Below are 15,180 nucleotides of genomic sequence, written 5' to 3'. Positions count from 1 at the left end.
ACAATTGCTCAACTTTTTGAGGAGGCACCACAGATGACCGATGATCAGCAGCCGACCGAGGACTCCGCGGAGTACCGCACCGAGCACGACTCCATGGGCGACGTACGGGTCCCCGCGCACGCCAAATGGCGAGCTCAGACCCAGCGCGCCGTGGAGAACTTCCCCATCTCCGGGCTGCGCCTGGAGCGCGCCCACATCGAGGCCCTGGCCCGGATCAAGGCCGCGGCCGCCACCGTCAACGCCCGGCTCGGCGTGGTCGACGAGGCCATCGCCGCCGCGATCGTCTCGGCGGCCGGCGAGGTCGCCGACGGCCGCTGGGACGAGCACTTTCCCGTGGACGTGTTTCAGACGGGTTCCGGCACCTCGTCCAACATGAACGCCAACGAGGTGATCGCCACCCTGGCCGCCGAGCGGCTCGGCCGCGCCGTCCACCCCAACGACCACGTCAACGCCTCGCAGAGCTCCAACGACGTCTTCCCGTCCTCCATCCACATCGCGGCCACCGCCGCCATCACCGGCGAGCTCATCCCCGCCCTGGAGCACCTGGCCGGCGCGATGGAACGCAAGTCCGCCGAGTTCTCCCAGGTGGTCAAGGCCGGCCGGACGCATCTGATGGACGCCACCCCGGTCACCCTGGGCCAGGAGTTCGGTGGATACGCGGTCCAGCTCCGCTATGGAGTCGAGCGACTGCGCGCGGCGCTGCCGCGGCTGGCCGAACTGCCCCTGGGCGGGACCGCCGTGGGCACCGGGATCAACACCCCGCCCGGGTTCTCCGCGGCCGTGATCGCCGAGGTGGCCGCGGCGACGGGGCTGCCGCTGACCGAGGCCCGGGACCATTTCGAGGCCCAGGGGGCCCGGGACGCCCTCGTCGAGACGTCCGGAATGCTCCGTACGGTCGCCGTCTCGCTCACCAAGATCTGCAACGACCTGCGCTGGATGGCCTCGGGCCCGCGCACCGGATTGGCCGAAATCAATCTCCCGGATCTCCAGCCGGGGTCCTCGATCATGCCCGGGAAGGTCAATCCGGTCGTCCCCGAGGCCGCGCTGATGGTCGCCGCCCAGGTGATGGGGAACGACGCGGCGGTGGCCGTGGCGGGCGCCGCGGGCAACTTCGAGCTCAACGTGATGCTCCCCGTGATGGCCCGCAACCTCCTGGAGTCCATCCGGCTGCTGGGCTCCGTGAGCCGGCTGCTGGCCGACCGCACGGTGGACGGAATCACCGCCAACACGGCCCGGGCCAGGGAGTACGCCGAGTCCTCGCCCTCCGTGGTGACCCCGCTGAACCGGTACATCGGCTACGAGGAGGCCGCCAAGGTCGCCAAGAAGTCCCTCGCGGAGCGCAAGACGATCCGCGAGGTCGTCCTCGAGTCGGGCTACGTGGACCGGGGCGACCTCACCCTGGAGCAGCTCGACGAAGCGCTGGACGTGCTGCGGATGACCCGCCCCTGACCCCGGCGCGGCCGCCCCGTCCCGGGGTCCGGATCCGGTCGTTTCCCGCCCCCGGGCACCTCGGTGACCTGCAGCGCAGCGATCCTCCGGACCCCAGCCCTAAGATCTGCCCATGACAGGTACCGGAGGCCGCGGGGGCGGCAGTGCGCGGAGCTCCGCACGGGGCTCGGCACGGGGCGCGGCACGGAGTGCGGAGCGGACCGTGGAGCGGGGCGCCGCCGAGGGCGTCCGCTGGGCGCCCGGGGAGCAGATCCTCTGGCGCTACCGCGATCACGCGCCCGGCGCGAAGGGCGCCGTCCACATCTGCCGGCCCGTGACCGTGGTGACCGACACCGACGAGCTGCTCGCGGTGTGGATGGCCCCCGGGACCGAGTGCGTCAAGCCGGTGCTCGCCGACGGGACCCCGGTCCACGAGGAGCCGCTCGCCACCCGGTACACCGCGCCGCGGACCACCGTACGGTCACGCTGGTTCGGGGCCGGGGTGCTGAAGCTGGCACGGCCCGGGGAGCCGTGGTCGGTGTGGCTGTTCTGGGGGCCCGGCTGGCGGCTCAAGAACTGGTACGTGAATCTGGAGGAGCCCCGGTCCCGGTGGGCCGGCGGCGTGGACTCCGTGGACCACTTCCTCGACATCGCCGTCTACCCTGACCGAAGCTGGAAGTGGCTGGACGAGGACGAGTTCGCGCAGGCCCAGCGGTCCGGTCTGATGGACCCGGAACAGGCCCGGCGCGTACGGGACGCCGGCCGCGCGGCGGTGGACGTGATCCGGGCCTGGGGTCCGCCGTTCTCCGAAGGCTGGCAGGATTGGCGACCGGACCCGGCCTGGGGCGTACCGGCCCTGCCGGAGGACTGGGACCGCACCCCGGCGCATATGACCTCATGAGACCCTTGATGCGCCCCCGGGGGGCAATCGTAGGATCGTCCTGCACCGGGGCGTCGGGGGGCAAATGTCGCCGTCAGAACAGCATTTGACCTAGGCCGACGCGATAACGAGAGGTAACGAGCGGGACGCGGAAACGCGGGGTGATGGTGTCCCCGCCGCTGAGCGGGTATACCGCGACTGACCGAGTTGAGTGCAGCGCACATCGAGCGCAAACGGACGGAATGCCACGCGTGACGGAGTACCCCACCTCTCAGGAGGGCCCCCAGCCGGTTGCCTCCGGCGGTCGGACGGACGAGTCCGGCCACGGCACGGAGGAACTGGGCCACGGCAAGGCCCCGCTCCCGGCGGCCGAGGCCGTGCGCACGCACGCGCAGCCCCAGGCGGCGGACCTGCCCCGCCCCCGCGCCACGGCGGAGGTGCCGTCCGCCTCCGACGGTGCCGGGGAGCCCGGCGATTCCCCTGCCGCGCCCGGCCAGGGCGCCGCCCGGGTCCGGGCCGGCCGTGACGAGGCCGCGGCCGCCGAGGCCGGCAGTGCGCGCACCCGCGACGGCGAAGCCGCCCGCGAGACGGGTCGCGAGGCGGCCCGCGAGACGGGTCGGCCCGGCACCGCGTCCGGACCGGGCTCCGGCGCGTCCGGGACCGCGCAAGGACCCGTCAGCGGCATCGGGGTCGACGCGACCATCGCGCGGCGGGAAGGTGACCGGCTGCGGTTCGTCGGAGCCGCCACCCGGCGGATCGCGCGCGGGATCGACCTCGACGAGATCGTGCTCGGCCTGTGCCGGGCCACCGTGCCCACCTTCTCCGACGCCATCCTCGTCTACCTGCGCGATCCCCTCCCCGTCGGCGACGAGCGGCCCGTCGGACCGGTCGTTTTAAGGCTCCGCCGAACCGACCGGCTCCGGCCGATCGACGAGTTCACGGGAGCGGGAGCCGGCACCGGCACGGGAGCCGGATCCGGTGCGGGAGCCGGCACCGGTGCGGGAGCCGGCACCGTCGGCGCGATGACCCCCGACGGCGAGCTCGACTTCAGCCAGCTCGCCCTGGTCGGCCCGCAGGGTGACCTGCCCGCGGCCGAGCTGTGCGAGATCCGCCCCGGCGGGGCCCTCGCCGAGGTGCTGCGCGGCGTGCGGCCCGTCTTCGGGTCCTCCGCCGCCGCCCGGGCCGCCCTGCCGGAGCTGCTGGGCTCCGACCACCCCGTCCCGCGCGGCCAGCGGGCCATCCTCGCGCCGCTGCGGGGCCGCCGCCGCGTCATCGGCGCGGCGGTGTTCCTGCGCACCCCCGAGCGGCCGGCCTTCGAGACGAACGACCTGCTGGTCGCCGCGCAGCTGGCCACCCACACCGCGCTGGGCATCGACAAGGCCGTGCTCTACGGCCGCGAGGCGTACATCGCCGACGAGCTCCAGCGCACGATGCTGCCCGACAGCCTTCCCCAGCCGACCGGGGTCCGCCTCGCCAGCCGCTACCTGCCCGCCGCCGAGACGGCCCGGGTCGGCGGCGACTGGTACGACGCCATACCCCTGCCCGGCAGCCGGGTCGCACTCGTCGTCGGCGACGTCATGGGCCACTCCATGACCTCCGCCGCGATCATGGGACAGCTCCGCACGACGGCCCAGACGCTGGCGCAGCTCGACCTGCCGCCCGCCGAGGTCCTGCACCACCTGGACGAGCAGGCGCAGCGCCTGGGCTCCGACCGGATGGCCACCTGCCTCTACGCCGTCTACGACCCGGTCTCGCACCGGATCACCATCGCCAACGCCGGCCACCCGCCGCCGGTCCTGCTGCACCTGGGCGGCCGCGCCGAGGTGCTGCGCGTACCCCCCGGCGCCCCCATCGGCGTCGGCGGCGTGGACTTCGAGGCCGTGGAGCTGGACGCCCCGGCCGGGGCCACCCTCGTGCTGTACACCGACGGCCTCGTCGAGTCCCGGCTGCGCGACGTCTGGACCGGCATCGAGCAGCTCCGCGAGCGCCTCGCCACCACGGCGCAGCTGACGGGCCTGGACCACCCGCCGCCGCTGGAGGCCCTGTGCGACGACATCCTGGACATGCTCGGCCCCGGTGACCGGGACGACGACATCGCGCTGCTCGCGGCCCGGTTCGACGGGATCGCGCCCAGCGACGTGGCGTACTGGTTCCTGGACCCGGAGGAGACCGCTCCGGGCCGGGCCCGCCGGTTCGCCCGCCGCGCGCTGGCGCGCTGGGGTCTGGAGGAGCTGGAGGACTCCCTGGAGCTCCTGGTCAGCGAGGTCGTGACGAATGCCGTGCGGTACGCCGAGCGGCCCGTGACCCTGCGCCTCCTGCGGACGGACGTACTGCGCTGCGAGGTCGGCGACGACTCCCCGCAGCTGCCGCGCCAGCGCCGGGCGCGGGACGACGACGAGGGCGGCCGCGGCCTGTTCCTGGTCAACCGGATGGCCCGCCGCTGGGGTGCCACCCGGCTGAGCAGCGGCAAGGTCGTCTGGTTCGAGCTGGCCCTGCCGCCCGTACCGGGTGCGCCGGGTGCGCCGGGCGTGCCCGAGCGCCGCTGACCGGGCCGCCACCCGGTCCGTACGCACCACTGCCCCGCCGGCACGAAGCCGCGGGGCAGTGGTGTGTACGGGGCGGGGTCCTGCGGTGGCTACCGCTCCGGTTCCCGGTCCGACGGCGGGGGCTTCGGCGAGTTCGACTTGCTCCCGCTCGGCGACGGGGTGCCGCTCGGCGTCCGGCTCGGCGACGGGGTGCCGCTCGGCGTCCGGCTCGGCGACGGGGTGCCGCTCGGCGTCCGGCTCGGCGACGGGGTGCTGCTGGGCGACGGGGTGCCGCTCGCGGACTTGCTCGGCGTGCTCGACGGGGAGTTGCTGGGGCTCGACGACTGGACCTTGCCCATGTCGGCCTCTTCCAGGTCGAAGGAGCCCGTGTCGGCGCCCTTGAGCGCGGCGAGCGTGTACTCCTTCCAGATCGCGGCCGGGAAGCTGGAGCCGCCCGCGCGTCCGCCGCCGGCGGTACCGGTCAGGCTGGTCTGGGTGTGGGTGCCGGGCTCGTCACCGAACATCGCGACGACGGTGACCAGTTCCGGGGTGAAGCCGGTGAACCAGGCGGCCACGTTCTTCTCGGTGGTGCCGGTCTTGCCCGCGGCCTCGTAGGCCGAGCTCTTCACGGCCTTGCCGGAGCCGTCCTCGACGACGCCGGTGAGCACCTTGGTGACGGTGTCGGCGGTCTTGCGGCTGATGGCCTGGTTGCCGACGGCGCGGACCGGCTTGTACTCGCGGGTCGCGTGCTCGGCGGACTTGATGATGCTCGGCGTGACCTTCTTGCCGTGGTTGTCGAAGGTGGCGTAGACGCCGGCCATCTCCAGGGTGTCGGCGCTCATGGTGCCGAGCGACATGGCGGGCCTGTCCTCGGGCCAGCCGTCGCGGTCCTGCATGCCGAGTTCCAGGGCGGTCGTCTTCGCGTTCTTCGGCCCGACGTCCACGATCATCTGGGCGTACACGGAGTTCACCGAGGAGTTGGTGGCGGACTGCACCGTCATCATCGGGTCGCCGTAGTCGCGGTCGTCCTGGTTCTGCGGGTTGAACGGAGTGTCGCTGCCGACCACGGGACGCTTGCTGGTGCCGTCGTAGAGGGCGTTGGGCGTGATCGGCTTGCCCTCCTGCGTGCTCGCCTTGTGCTCCAGGGCGGAGGCCAGCACGACCGGCTTGAAGGTCGAGCCCGGCTGGAAGTCCTTGCGCAGGGCGTTGCTGGCCCACTGCTCGCTCTGCCCGGTGCCGCCGTACATCGCGACGATCATGCCGGTCTTCGGGTCCACGGACGTGGCTCCCGCCTGCACGGCGGCGTCGACGGGGCGGCCCTTGCGGTCGAGCTTGGATTCCAGCTCGTCCTGGACCGCCTTCTCCAGCGCGGCCTGCTTCTTCGGGTCGATGGAGAGGGTGATCTCCCAGCCACCGGCCTTGAGCATGGCGTCCGTCATGCCGGTCTGGCGCTTGAGCTCCTCGTCGGCGGCCTGGATCAGGTAGCCCTTCTGGCCCTCCGAGCCGGCGGCCGCCTTGGGCTTGATCGGCTCCTGGAACTTCATCTCCTGGCGCTTGGCCTGGTCCAGCGCGCCCATCTCGACCATGTTGTCGAGGACGCCGTTGAAGCGGATCATGACCAGCTTCTTGCCGTTCGGGCCGGCGGTCGCCCAGTCGTACTGGCTGGGGGCCTGGAGGACGGCGGCGAGGTACGCGCCCTGTTCCAGGGTCAGCTTGTCGGCGTCGACCCCGTAGTAGGCCTGGGCCGCGGCCTGGATGCCGTAGGCGTTGCGCCCGTAGAAGTTGGTGTTCAGGTAACCCGCGAGGATCTCGGGCTTCTTCATCTCCTGGTCGACCTTGAGGGAGATGATCAGCTCCTTCAGTTTGCGGGTCGGAGTCTGGTCCTGCGTCAGGTAGAAGTTCTTGACGTACTGCTGGGTGATCGTCGAACCGCCCGCCTTGCCCTTGCCGGTGACGGTGTTGAACAGGCCGCGGCCGATGCCCTTGAGGTCGATGCCCCGGTCGCTGTAGAAGGACTTGTTCTCGATCGCGATGAAGGCCGTCTGCACGTTCTTCGGAATCTTGTCGATCGAGACGATCTGACGGTTCGTCGCGCCGACGCGGGCCATGACCGAGCCGTCGGCGAGCTTGTAGACGTTGTTCTGCGTCAGCGCGTCGGCGTTCGGGTCCGGCGGTTCCACGTAGAAGTAGAGGCCGATCAGGGCCGCCATGCCGAGCAGCGTCGCCCCGAGGAAGGTGCCGAGCACCTTCCTCCAGGTGAAGAAGCGGCGTATGCCGGTGGGCTTCCCGCCCTTGCCCTTGCCGCGCCCGCGCGGCGCTCGTCGCGCACCGCGCTGCTGCTGCGCCCTTCGCGCTTCTGCTCGGCCCATCGCTCCCGCTCCGCTCGATAACCCCCCGACGTCAGCTCAGAAAGCTAACACCGCAGGCTGTGACAAAAACCGGCCACCCAATGGATATACGGGGCAATTCGGACGTGACAATGAGCACCCGCCCCACCGGAACCGACGCAGCCGGAACCCCGGAGGTTGCCGGACCCGCACCACCTTCCCACCGTCCGGGCCGTCCAATTCTCACCCGACTCCCATCGGGCTCCCGTCGGGCTCCCGTTAGACCCGAAAAAGTGATATCACTTTGCTAAGCGGCTCGACCGGCCGCAACTGAGGGAAACGGGGCGGAAGATGACGAACACCACGGGCGGTACCGAGACCGGCGTACGGGAGTTCCCCGCGCGGAGCGTGGGCGGCGGGCTCGCGCTGCTGCTCGGCCTGGCGGGAGTTGCGGCCGGGGCGGGCCTGATCGCGCTCGGCGCGGTGTCCGGCACCGACGGCGCCAAGGTGGGCCTGATCGCGGCGGGCGTCGCTCTGATCCTCGCCGCCCTCATCGCCATGGGCGGGCTGAACACGGTCTCGCCGGGCGAGGCCCGCGTGGTCCAGCTGTTCGGCCGCTACCGCGGCACCGTCCGCACCGACGGACTGCGCTGGGTCAACCCGCTGACCTCCCGCCGGCCCCTGTCCACCCGGGTCCGCAACCACGAGACGGCCGTCATGAAGGTCAACGACGCCTACGGCAACCCGATCGAGCTGGCGGCCGTGGTCGTGTGGCGGGTCGAGGACACCGCCCGGGCCGTCTTCGAGGTCGAGGACTTCACCGAGTTCGTCGAGACCCAGACCGAGGCGGCCGTCCGGCACATCGCGATCGAGTACCCCTACGACGCCCACGAGGACGGCGGCCTGTCGCTGCGCGGCAACGCCGAGGAGATCACCGAGAAGCTCGCCGTCGAACTGTCCACCCGCGTCGAGGCGGCCGGCGTCCACATCATCGAATCCCGCTTCACCCACCTCGCGTACGCCCCGGAAATCGCCTCCGCGATGCTCCAGCGGCAGCAGGCGGGAGCGATCGTCGCGGCGCGCAAGCAGATCGTCGAGGGCGCGGTCGGTATGGTCGAGCTGGCCCTGAACCGCCTCGCGGAGCAGGAGATCGTGGACCTCGACCCGGAACGGAAGGCGGCGATGGTGTCCAACCTGATGGTGGTCCTGTGCGGCGACCGCGCGGCCCAGCCGGTCATCAACACGGGCACCCTCTACCAGTGATCCCCGACGACGGCACGGACTCCCCCACCGACCGGGCGGCCTCCACCGGCCCGGCCGGCTCCGGGGCAGCCGGGTCCGGTGCGGGCGAGGCACCGCCCGCGGCGCCGCCCAAAGCGGCCGGGCGGCAGGCCCGCAAGCAAGTGCTGCTGCGGCTCGACCCGCAGGTGCACGACGCGCTCGCGCGGTGGGCCGGGGAGGAACTGCGCAGCGCCAACGCGCAGATCGAGTTCCTGCTCCGCCGCGCCCTGGCCGAGGCCGGCCGCCTCCCCGGCGGGGCGGGCCCGATCGCACCCCGGGGCCGCCCCCGCACCACTCCGGATTCCTGAGCCCGCCGGGACGGCCGGCCGGGCACCGGACCGGCGGACCTCCGGCCGGCCCGCTAAGAAGGCCGGTTGAGCAACACGAAGCCGTCCTCCTGGGCCACCGCCCGGTACCCCTCGCTCCGTGCCCGGGCGAGGGCGATGGACTCGTCGATCACCGACAGCGGCCACCGCAGCTCCGGCGCCACCCCGGTGTCCACGATGATCCACTCGGGGTCCGGCCGGCTGTCCGCCCAGCCGTGCAGGCTGACGCTCGTACGGTTCGACAGGTGCGGGACCAGCCCGTCCGAGGCCTGGACCGTGGCCCCGTCCGGGATGCGGTCCATCAGCCGCTGCGCCACGGCCACCCGGGGGTCGGTCCGCCAGAAGGCCGGCCGCCCCAACTGCCCCAGCGAGTGGACCGGCAGCAGCAGCAGGCAGACCCCGACCGCACCCGCCAGGTAGCGCCGCAGCCCGGCGGTGGTGGTGCCGCGCCGCGCCAGGGCGTCGACGAAGGCGGCGAACACGATCGGCATCACCGTGAGGGAGTAGTGGTACCCGGTCCCCCAGTGGGCCGGGTTGTCGGAGATCCCCCGCCACAGCAGCCCCGGCACGGCGATCAGCACCAACGGGGAGCGCAGGGCCAGGAACAGGGTCGGCGCCAGCACCGTCAGCAGCGTGGCCACCTTGGTGTCGGGGGTGACGAGCCCGATCGTGGCCTTGAACAGCAGGTCCCCGAAGCCGCCCGCGGCCTCCGACCCGGCGGCCGCCGCGCCTGCGCCCCCGCCCAGGTAGGAGGCGTAGAAGTACGAGCCGCTCGGGCTCAGGGCGGGCAGCACCAGCGTCATGGTCAGCAGCGTCCACGCCGCGCCCGTCACGGCGAGGGCGATGCCGGGCCGGCGCCCGCCCCGGCCGCCGCGCCACGCGATGAGCCCGCCGATCACGGCCACGGTCAGCCCGAGGTCCTCCTTCACCAGCACGAGCGGCAGCGCCCAGTACGCGGCGGCGCGCAGCCGCCCGCTGCCCAGCGCGGCCAGCGAGCAGGCCAGCAACGGTACGGCGAAGGCCCATTCGTGGAAGTCGAAGCCGATCGCGCTCGCGATGCCCCACGAGAGCCCGTAACAGAGCCCGATCACCACGGCGGCCGCGTCGCCCAGCGTCCGGCGCGCCCAGAGGGTCAGCGGAAGCACGCTGACGGCGACCAGTGCCGCCTGGGCCACGAGGAGGGTCCGCGCCGAGGGGAAGATCCGGTACAGGGGGGCCAGTACGGCCAGGACGGGGCTGAAGTGGTCGCCCAGGATGGGGAAGTCCGGCCCCTTGACCTCCGAGACCGGCAGCCGGCCCACGGCGTAGGAGCGGACGGCCTGTTCGAAGATCGCCAGGTCGAAGCTGTGGGAGTGCAGGCGCGCGTGGGTCCGCAGCGACAGCGCCGCGTAGAGGAGGAAGAGCCCGCCGGCCAGGGCCCACGCCCACCACGGGACCGGATGCGGGGCCTCGGGGGACGGCTCCGCATCCGGCTGTCCCGCGGGGGCGGACTGCTGGGGCGGGAGCGCTGCGGTGACGCCGGTGGGGGGTGCGTGCATGGCGGGCCTTTCGGGTGCGGGGCCGATGCCCACAACGTGCCAGCCGCGCCGGGCCCCCGTCCCGAACCGCGCTCCGTACACCCGCCGGTCCCTACGAATGGGCGCAAACCGTCCGAAGATCATCTCTGCACCGCGTGTATACATCGAGCGTATACACCGCGTGTATAGTCATCGGCATGTCCATCAGTCACGCACTCCTCGGCCTCCTGGAGGCCGGACCCCGGCACGGTTACGACCTCAAGCGGACCTTCGACGAGAGATTCGGCCACGACAAGCCCCTGGCCTACGGGCAGGTCTACTCGACCATGTCCCGGCTGCTGAAGAACGGTCTGGTCGAGGTCGACGGAGTGGAGAGCGGCGGCGGCCCCGAGCGCAAGCGGTACGCGATCACCGACGCCGGGATCACCGACGTCGAAGGCTGGCTCGCCCAGCCCGAGAAGCCCGAGCCGTACCTGCAGTCGACCCTCTACACGAAGGTCGTCCTCGCCCTCCTCACCGGCCGCAGCGCCCAGGAGCTGCTGGACACCCAGCGCGCCGAACACCTGCGCCTGATGCGCATCCTCACCCAGCGCAAGCGCAAGGGGGACCTCGCCGACCAGCTGGTCTGCGACCACGCCCTGTTCCACCTCGAAGCGGACCTGCGGTGGCTCGAACTCACCGCCGCCCGCCTCGACCAGCTCGCCCAGGAGATACGCCGATGACCCCCGCCGGCACGCTGCTCAGCGCCACGGACCTGCGCAAGACCTACGGCACGACCCACGCCCTCGACGGCGCCGAATTCTCCATCCACGCGGGCGAGGTCGTCGCGATCATGGGCCCCTCCGGGTCCGGCAAGTCGACCCTGCTGCACTGCCTCGCCGGGATCGTCACACCCGACTCCGGCACCATCACCTACGCCGGACGCGAGCTCTCCGCCATGAGCGACGGCGAGCGCAGCGCCCTGCGCCGCGGCGAGTTCGGCTTCGTCTTCCAGTTCGGCCAGCTCGTCCCCGAGCTGACCTGCGTCGAGAACGTCGCCCTGCCGCTCCGTCTCACCGGCGTGAAGCGCAAGCAGGCCGAACGCACCGCGCTGGAATGGATGGAGCGGCTCCAGGTCGACGACCTCGGCCGCAAGCGCCCCGGCGAGGTCTCCGGCGGCCAGGGCCAGCGCGTCGCCGTCGCCCGCTCCCTCGTCACCGGCCCCCGTCTGATCTTCGCCGACGAGCCCACCGGCGCCCTCGACTCCCTCAACGGCGAGCTCGTCATGCAGCTGCTCACCGAGGCCGCCCGGTCCACGAACGCCGCCGTCGTCCTCGTCACGCACGAGACCCGCGTGGCCGCGTACTCCGACCGCGAGATCGTCGTGCGCGACGGCAAGTCCCGCGACATGGAGCGCGCGATATGAGTCACGGCACCCACGGGAAGCAGAGCGGCCCGGGCGAGCAGGGTGCGCTCGCCGTCTGGCTCCGCGACCTCGCACTGGGCACCCGCTTCGCCTTCGGCGGCGGCCGCGAAGGCTGGACCCGTACCCTCCTCACCGGCGTGGGCGTCGGCCTCGGCGTCGCCCTGCTGCTCGTCACCAGCGCGATTCCCGCCGCCATGGCCGCACGCGACGCGCGCGGCGACGCGCGCCAGACGTCCGGCGCACCTCAAATCCGGGAGGCCGGCCGCGACACCCTGCTGATCGTGGACGCGGACCAGTCGTACCGCGGTTTCGGGGTCGACGGGCGGCTCGTCCAGCCCGAGGGGCCGGACGCCCCGCTGCCGCCCGGCCTGAAGAAGTTCCCCGGCCCCGGCGAACTGGCCGTCTCCCCCGCCCTCGACAAGCTGATGAAGACCGGCGAGGGCGAGCTGCTGCGCGACCGCCTCGACGGGAAGATCGTCGCGACCATCGGCGACGCGGGCCTGGTGGGCCCCGGCGACCTCTACTTCTACGCGGGCAGCGACAAGCTCGCCGAACTCCACAAGACCGCGCCCAGTTACGTCAAGCGGGTCACCGCCTTCGAGATCGCCGTCCAGAAGGAGGCGCTGGACCCCGTCCTCACCCTCCTCGTGGTGCTGACGTTCGTCGCCCTGCTGATGCCCGTCGGCGTGTTCATCGCCGCCGCGGTGCGCTTCGGCGGCGACCGGCGCGACCGCCGGCTCGCGGCGCTGCGCCTGGTGGGCGCCGACGGCCGGATGGTCCGCCGGATCGCCGCGGGCGAGGCCATGGCCGGCTCGCTCATCGGCCTGGTGCTGGGCACCGGCTTCTTCCTGGCCGCCCGGCAGCTCGCCCCGGCCATGGACCTCCACCAGCGCAGCGTCTTCGCCGCCGACCTCAACCCGACCCCCTGGCTGGCCGCGCTCGTCGCGATCGCGGTACCCGGCGCGGCCGTCGCCGTGACCTTGTTCGCCCTGCGCGGCGTGGTCATCGAGCCGCTCGGCGTGGTCCGTACGACGACCCCGCGCAAGCGCCGCGTCTGGTGGCGGCTGCTGCTCCCGTTCGCCGGAATCGGCCTGCTGGCCCCGATGATGGGCCGCGGCAACGACGGCGGACAGTTCAACCAGTGGCAGGTCTCCGGCGGCGTGGTCCTGCTCCTCGCCGGCATCACCGTCCTGCTCCCCTGGGTGCTGGAACGGGTCGTCGGCCGCATCGGCGGCGCGGGCCCGGTCTCCTGGCAGCTCGCCTCCCGCCGGCTCCAGCTCACCAGCGGCAGCGCCGCCCGGCTGGTCAACGGCATCGCGGTGGCGGTCGCCGGAGCCATCGCCCTGCAGATGCTCTTCGCCGGCACCGAGGCCTCGTACACCCGCGAGACCGGCCAGGACCCGACCCGGGCCTCGCTCTCCATCCTCATGCGCTCCTCCGAGGGCGTGGAGGCCGTCGGCCGGCAGCTGGCCGGGACCGAGGGCGTCACCCAGGCCGTCGCCCTGACCTCGACCCAGGCCGCGCGGACCCCGGGCATGTCCTACGAGGACAAGTCGATCTCCCTGACGATCGGCACCTGCGCCGCCCTCAGGGAAGTGGGCACCCTGCCCTCCTGCAAGGACGGCGACACCTTCGTCCTCACCGGCGGCGCCGACTCCGGCGGCATGGACGGCGACACCGCCCGGCCGGGCGAGAAGCTGTTCGCGGGAAACGTCTACGGCAGTGAGGGCGCCCCGCCCACCGCCTGGACGGTGCCCGCCGGCGCGAAGACCGCAGCGGCCCGCAAGGACCCGAACGGCACGCTGCGCAGCGGCCTGCTCGTCACCCCGGCTGCGGCCCCCAAGGCGCTCGGCGACTTCCACACCTCGCAGGTGTACGTGAAGCTGGACCCGAAGCAGCCCGATGCCCTGGAGCTGGCTCGCACGGCGGCCTTCAAGGCCGATCCGCTGGCCGTCGCCATGACCATGCAGGCCATCGAGACCGCGAGCCGGTACTCCTCCATCCGCACGGGCCTCTTCGTCGGCTCGGCCTGCGTCCTGATGCTGATCGGCGCCAGCCTGCTGGTCTCCCAGCTGGAGCAGCTGCGCGAGCGCAAGAAGCTGCTGTCGGCGCTGGTCGCCTTCGGCACGAAGCGCTCCACGCTGAGCATGTCGGTGTTCTGGCAGACCGCCCTGCCGATCGGCCTGGGCCTGGCCCTGGCCACGGTGGTCGGAGTCGCCCTCGGCGTCGTGCTGATGCAGATGGCCGCCGTCACCCTCCGGATCGACTGGACCTCGATCCTGTCGATGATCGGCATCGGCGGGGGCGTGGCCGTCCTGGTGACCCTGCTCAGCCTGCCGCCGCTGCTGCGCCTGATGCGCCCGGACGGGCTGCGCACCGAGTAGCCCCCGTTCGCGACCGCCCTGCACCCGCTCCTCAGTCCGTCAGCCAGACGGGGAGCGGGCGTACGGCTTCGCGCAGCGCGTCGGCGACGGCGCGGAACTCCTCCTCGCGGGCCGTTCCCGTCCGCATGGCCAGCGCGATGCGCCGCGAGGGCGCCGGTTCGGCGAAGTACCCCGTGGCCAGGTGCTCGTTGCGGGCGGTCTCCAGGCGCAGCGCGGTGCGCGGCAGCAGCGTGACCCCGAGGCCCCCCGCGACCAGCTGGACGAGGGTGGACAGCCCGGCGGCGGTCGTGGTGACGTCCGCCCCGGTGGCGCGTCCCGCGTCGCGGCAGATGTCGAGGGCCTGGTCGCGCAGACAGTGTCCTTCGTCGAGAAGAAGCAGCCGCAGCCCGCGCAGTTCCTCGCGCGGGATGTCCTTGCGGCCGGCGAGCGGGTGATCGCGCGGCGCGAGCAGGACGAAGTCCTCGTCGAAGAGGGGCAGTTCGGTGACTCCGGGCACCCCGAGCGGTACCGCGAGCAGCAGCAGGTCGAGCCGCCCCCCGGCCAGCCCCTCCAGCAGGGAGGCCGTCTGCTCCTCGTGTACCTGGAGGTCGAGCCGGGGGTAGCGCCGGTGGAAGAGTCCGAGCACGGTCGGCAGCAGGTACGGGGCCACGGTGGGGATCACCCCGAACCGCAGCGCCCCGGTGAAGGGGGCCCGTACCGCTTCGGCCTCCTCCAGCAGCCCGCCCATCGCGTCGAGCACGGCCCGCGCCCGGCCCGCGATGCGTTCCCCGGCGGGCGTGAGCAGCACCTTGCGCGTGGTCCGCTCCAGCAGCCGGACCCCGAGCGCCTCCTCCAGCGCGGACACGGCCCCGGAGAGCGCGGGCTGGCTCATCCCGATCGCGGCGGCCGCGTCCCGGAAGTGCAGTTGCTCGGACACGGCGGCGAAGGCCCGCAACTGGGCGAGCGTCGGCTGTTTCGTTCCCCTGTTACCCACGGCCATTGATAGGCACCTCCGATCAGAGCTCATCAGGGTAGCTATTTCCGCAATCAATGCGGCTGTGTCAGCATGTGAGATACGTCCAACCCCCTCGGAAAGCCCCCAAAAGGGTCACTTTCCTATCCGCAAGG

The 15,180-nt window shown here is 72.5% G+C and carries 11 protein-coding genes; 8 read left to right on the top strand and 3 right to left on the bottom strand.

Annotation, left to right across the window (positions count from 1 at the left end):
• The first annotated feature begins 33 nt into the window (after nucleotides 1-33).
• The 3 genes from ACFYM0_RS18835 (at nucleotide 34) to ACFYM0_RS18825 (ending at nucleotide 4,854) form a co-directional block, all read left to right on the top strand.
• Complete coding sequence (locus tag ACFYM0_RS18835; protein ID WP_388502607.1) at nucleotides 34-1,449, top strand: class II fumarate hydratase; 1,416 nt, start codon at nucleotides 34-36, stop codon at nucleotides 1,447-1,449.
• A 112-nt stretch (nucleotides 1,450-1,561) separates the two neighbouring features.
• Nucleotides 1,562-2,329 (top strand): DUF402 domain-containing protein, encoded by a 768-nt coding sequence (locus ACFYM0_RS18830; protein WP_388502604.1) that lies wholly within the window; start codon nucleotides 1,562-1,564, stop codon nucleotides 2,327-2,329.
• Nucleotides 2,330-2,550: 221 nt separating this feature from the next.
• On the top strand, nucleotides 2,551-4,854 hold the full coding sequence (locus ACFYM0_RS18825) for a SpoIIE family protein phosphatase (protein ID WP_388502601.1): 2,304 nt from the start codon (nucleotides 2,551-2,553) through the stop codon (nucleotides 4,852-4,854).
• An 89-nt stretch (nucleotides 4,855-4,943) separates the two neighbouring features.
• On the opposite strand, the gene ACFYM0_RS18820 is transcribed toward ACFYM0_RS18825, so the two are convergent.
• Nucleotides 4,944-7,202, bottom strand: a complete 2,259-nt coding sequence (locus ACFYM0_RS18820; protein ID WP_388502599.1) for a transglycosylase domain-containing protein — start codon at nucleotides 7,200-7,202, stop codon at nucleotides 4,944-4,946.
• A 309-nt stretch (nucleotides 7,203-7,511) separates the two neighbouring features.
• Here ACFYM0_RS18820 and ACFYM0_RS18815 point away from each other — a divergent pair, with 309 nt between their 5' ends.
• Together ACFYM0_RS18815 and ACFYM0_RS18810 are read left to right on the top strand one after the other, a co-directional pair.
• Nucleotides 7,512-8,423 carry an SPFH domain-containing protein gene (locus tag ACFYM0_RS18815; RefSeq protein WP_388502596.1) on the top strand — a complete coding sequence of 304 codons (912 nt, stop codon included), beginning with the start codon at nucleotides 7,512-7,514 and terminating at the stop codon, nucleotides 8,421-8,423.
• The gene (locus tag ACFYM0_RS18810; RefSeq protein WP_388503029.1) at nucleotides 8,423-8,749 is read left to right on the top strand and encodes an AT hook motif protein; all 327 of its coding nucleotides are present in this window, start codon (nucleotides 8,423-8,425) and stop codon (nucleotides 8,747-8,749) included. Before ACFYM0_RS18815 ends, ACFYM0_RS18810 begins: the two co-directional genes overlap by 1 nt.
• 53 nt (nucleotides 8,750-8,802) lie before the next feature.
• On the opposite strand, the gene ACFYM0_RS18805 is transcribed toward ACFYM0_RS18810, so the two are convergent.
• Nucleotides 8,803-10,305 carry a DUF2079 domain-containing protein gene (locus tag ACFYM0_RS18805; protein ID WP_388502594.1) on the bottom strand — a complete coding sequence of 501 codons (1,503 nt, stop codon included), beginning with the start codon at nucleotides 10,303-10,305 and terminating at the stop codon, nucleotides 8,803-8,805.
• Nucleotides 10,306-10,481: 176 nt separating this feature from the next.
• Here ACFYM0_RS18805 and ACFYM0_RS18800 point away from each other — a divergent pair, with 176 nt between their 5' ends.
• From ACFYM0_RS18800 to ACFYM0_RS18790, 3 genes are read left to right on the top strand one after another with little or no spacing between them, the layout of a single operon-like run.
• Nucleotides 10,482-11,006, top strand: coding sequence for a PadR family transcriptional regulator (locus tag ACFYM0_RS18800; RefSeq protein ID WP_327254726.1), 525 nt, complete (start codon nucleotides 10,482-10,484; stop codon nucleotides 11,004-11,006).
• Nucleotides 11,003-11,689: an ABC transporter ATP-binding protein gene (locus ACFYM0_RS18795; RefSeq protein ID WP_388502591.1), complete on the top strand. Its 687-nt coding sequence runs from the start codon at nucleotides 11,003-11,005 to the stop codon at nucleotides 11,687-11,689. Before ACFYM0_RS18800 ends, ACFYM0_RS18795 begins: the two co-directional genes overlap by 4 nt.
• Complete coding sequence (locus ACFYM0_RS18790) at nucleotides 11,686-14,073, top strand: FtsX-like permease family protein (RefSeq protein ID WP_388502588.1); 2,388 nt, start codon at nucleotides 11,686-11,688, stop codon at nucleotides 14,071-14,073. The genes ACFYM0_RS18795 and ACFYM0_RS18790 overlap by 4 nt, the downstream gene beginning before the upstream one ends.
• A gap of 31 nt (nucleotides 14,074-14,104) precedes the next feature.
• On the opposite strand, the gene ACFYM0_RS18785 is transcribed toward ACFYM0_RS18790, so the two are convergent.
• Complete coding sequence (locus ACFYM0_RS18785; protein WP_388502586.1) at nucleotides 14,105-15,052, bottom strand: hydrogen peroxide-inducible genes activator; 948 nt, start codon at nucleotides 15,050-15,052, stop codon at nucleotides 14,105-14,107.
• Between the last annotated feature and the right edge of the window lie 128 nt (nucleotides 15,053-15,180).

The organism is Streptomyces sp. NPDC006487 (genome assembly GCF_042870555.1).
GTDB lineage: Bacteria > Actinomycetota > Actinomycetes > Streptomycetales > Streptomycetaceae > Streptomyces.
Note: the sequence above shows the minus strand (reverse complement) of the source record. Positions and strands in the feature narration are given on the sequence as shown.

Excerpts from the sequence above, each read along its gene's own strand:
- ACFYM0_RS18835 (WP_388502607.1), top strand. The coding sequence starts at position 34 with ATGACCGATGATCAGCAGCCGACCGAGGACTCCGCGGAGTACCGCACC.
- ACFYM0_RS18830 (WP_388502604.1), top strand. The coding sequence starts at position 1,562 with ATGACAGGTACCGGAGGCCGCGGGGGCGGCAGTGCGCGGAGCTCCGCA.
- ACFYM0_RS18825 (WP_388502601.1), top strand. The coding sequence starts at position 2,551 with ATGCCACGCGTGACGGAGTACCCCACCTCTCAGGAGGGCCCCCAGCCG.
- ACFYM0_RS18820 (WP_388502599.1), bottom strand. The coding sequence starts at position 7,202 with ATGGGCCGAGCAGAAGCGCGAAGGGCGCAGCAGCAGCGCGGTGCGCGA.
- ACFYM0_RS18815 (WP_388502596.1), top strand. The coding sequence starts at position 7,512 with ATGACGAACACCACGGGCGGTACCGAGACCGGCGTACGGGAGTTCCCC.
- ACFYM0_RS18805 (WP_388502594.1), bottom strand. The coding sequence starts at position 10,305 with ATGCACGCACCCCCCACCGGCGTCACCGCAGCGCTCCCGCCCCAGCAG.
- ACFYM0_RS18800 (WP_327254726.1), top strand. The coding sequence starts at position 10,482 with ATGTCCATCAGTCACGCACTCCTCGGCCTCCTGGAGGCCGGACCCCGG.
- ACFYM0_RS18795 (WP_388502591.1), top strand. The coding sequence starts at position 11,003 with ATGACCCCCGCCGGCACGCTGCTCAGCGCCACGGACCTGCGCAAGACC.
- ACFYM0_RS18790 (WP_388502588.1), top strand. The coding sequence starts at position 11,686 with ATGAGTCACGGCACCCACGGGAAGCAGAGCGGCCCGGGCGAGCAGGGT.
- ACFYM0_RS18785 (WP_388502586.1), bottom strand. The coding sequence starts at position 15,052 with ATGGCCGTGGGTAACAGGGGAACGAAACAGCCGACGCTCGCCCAGTTG.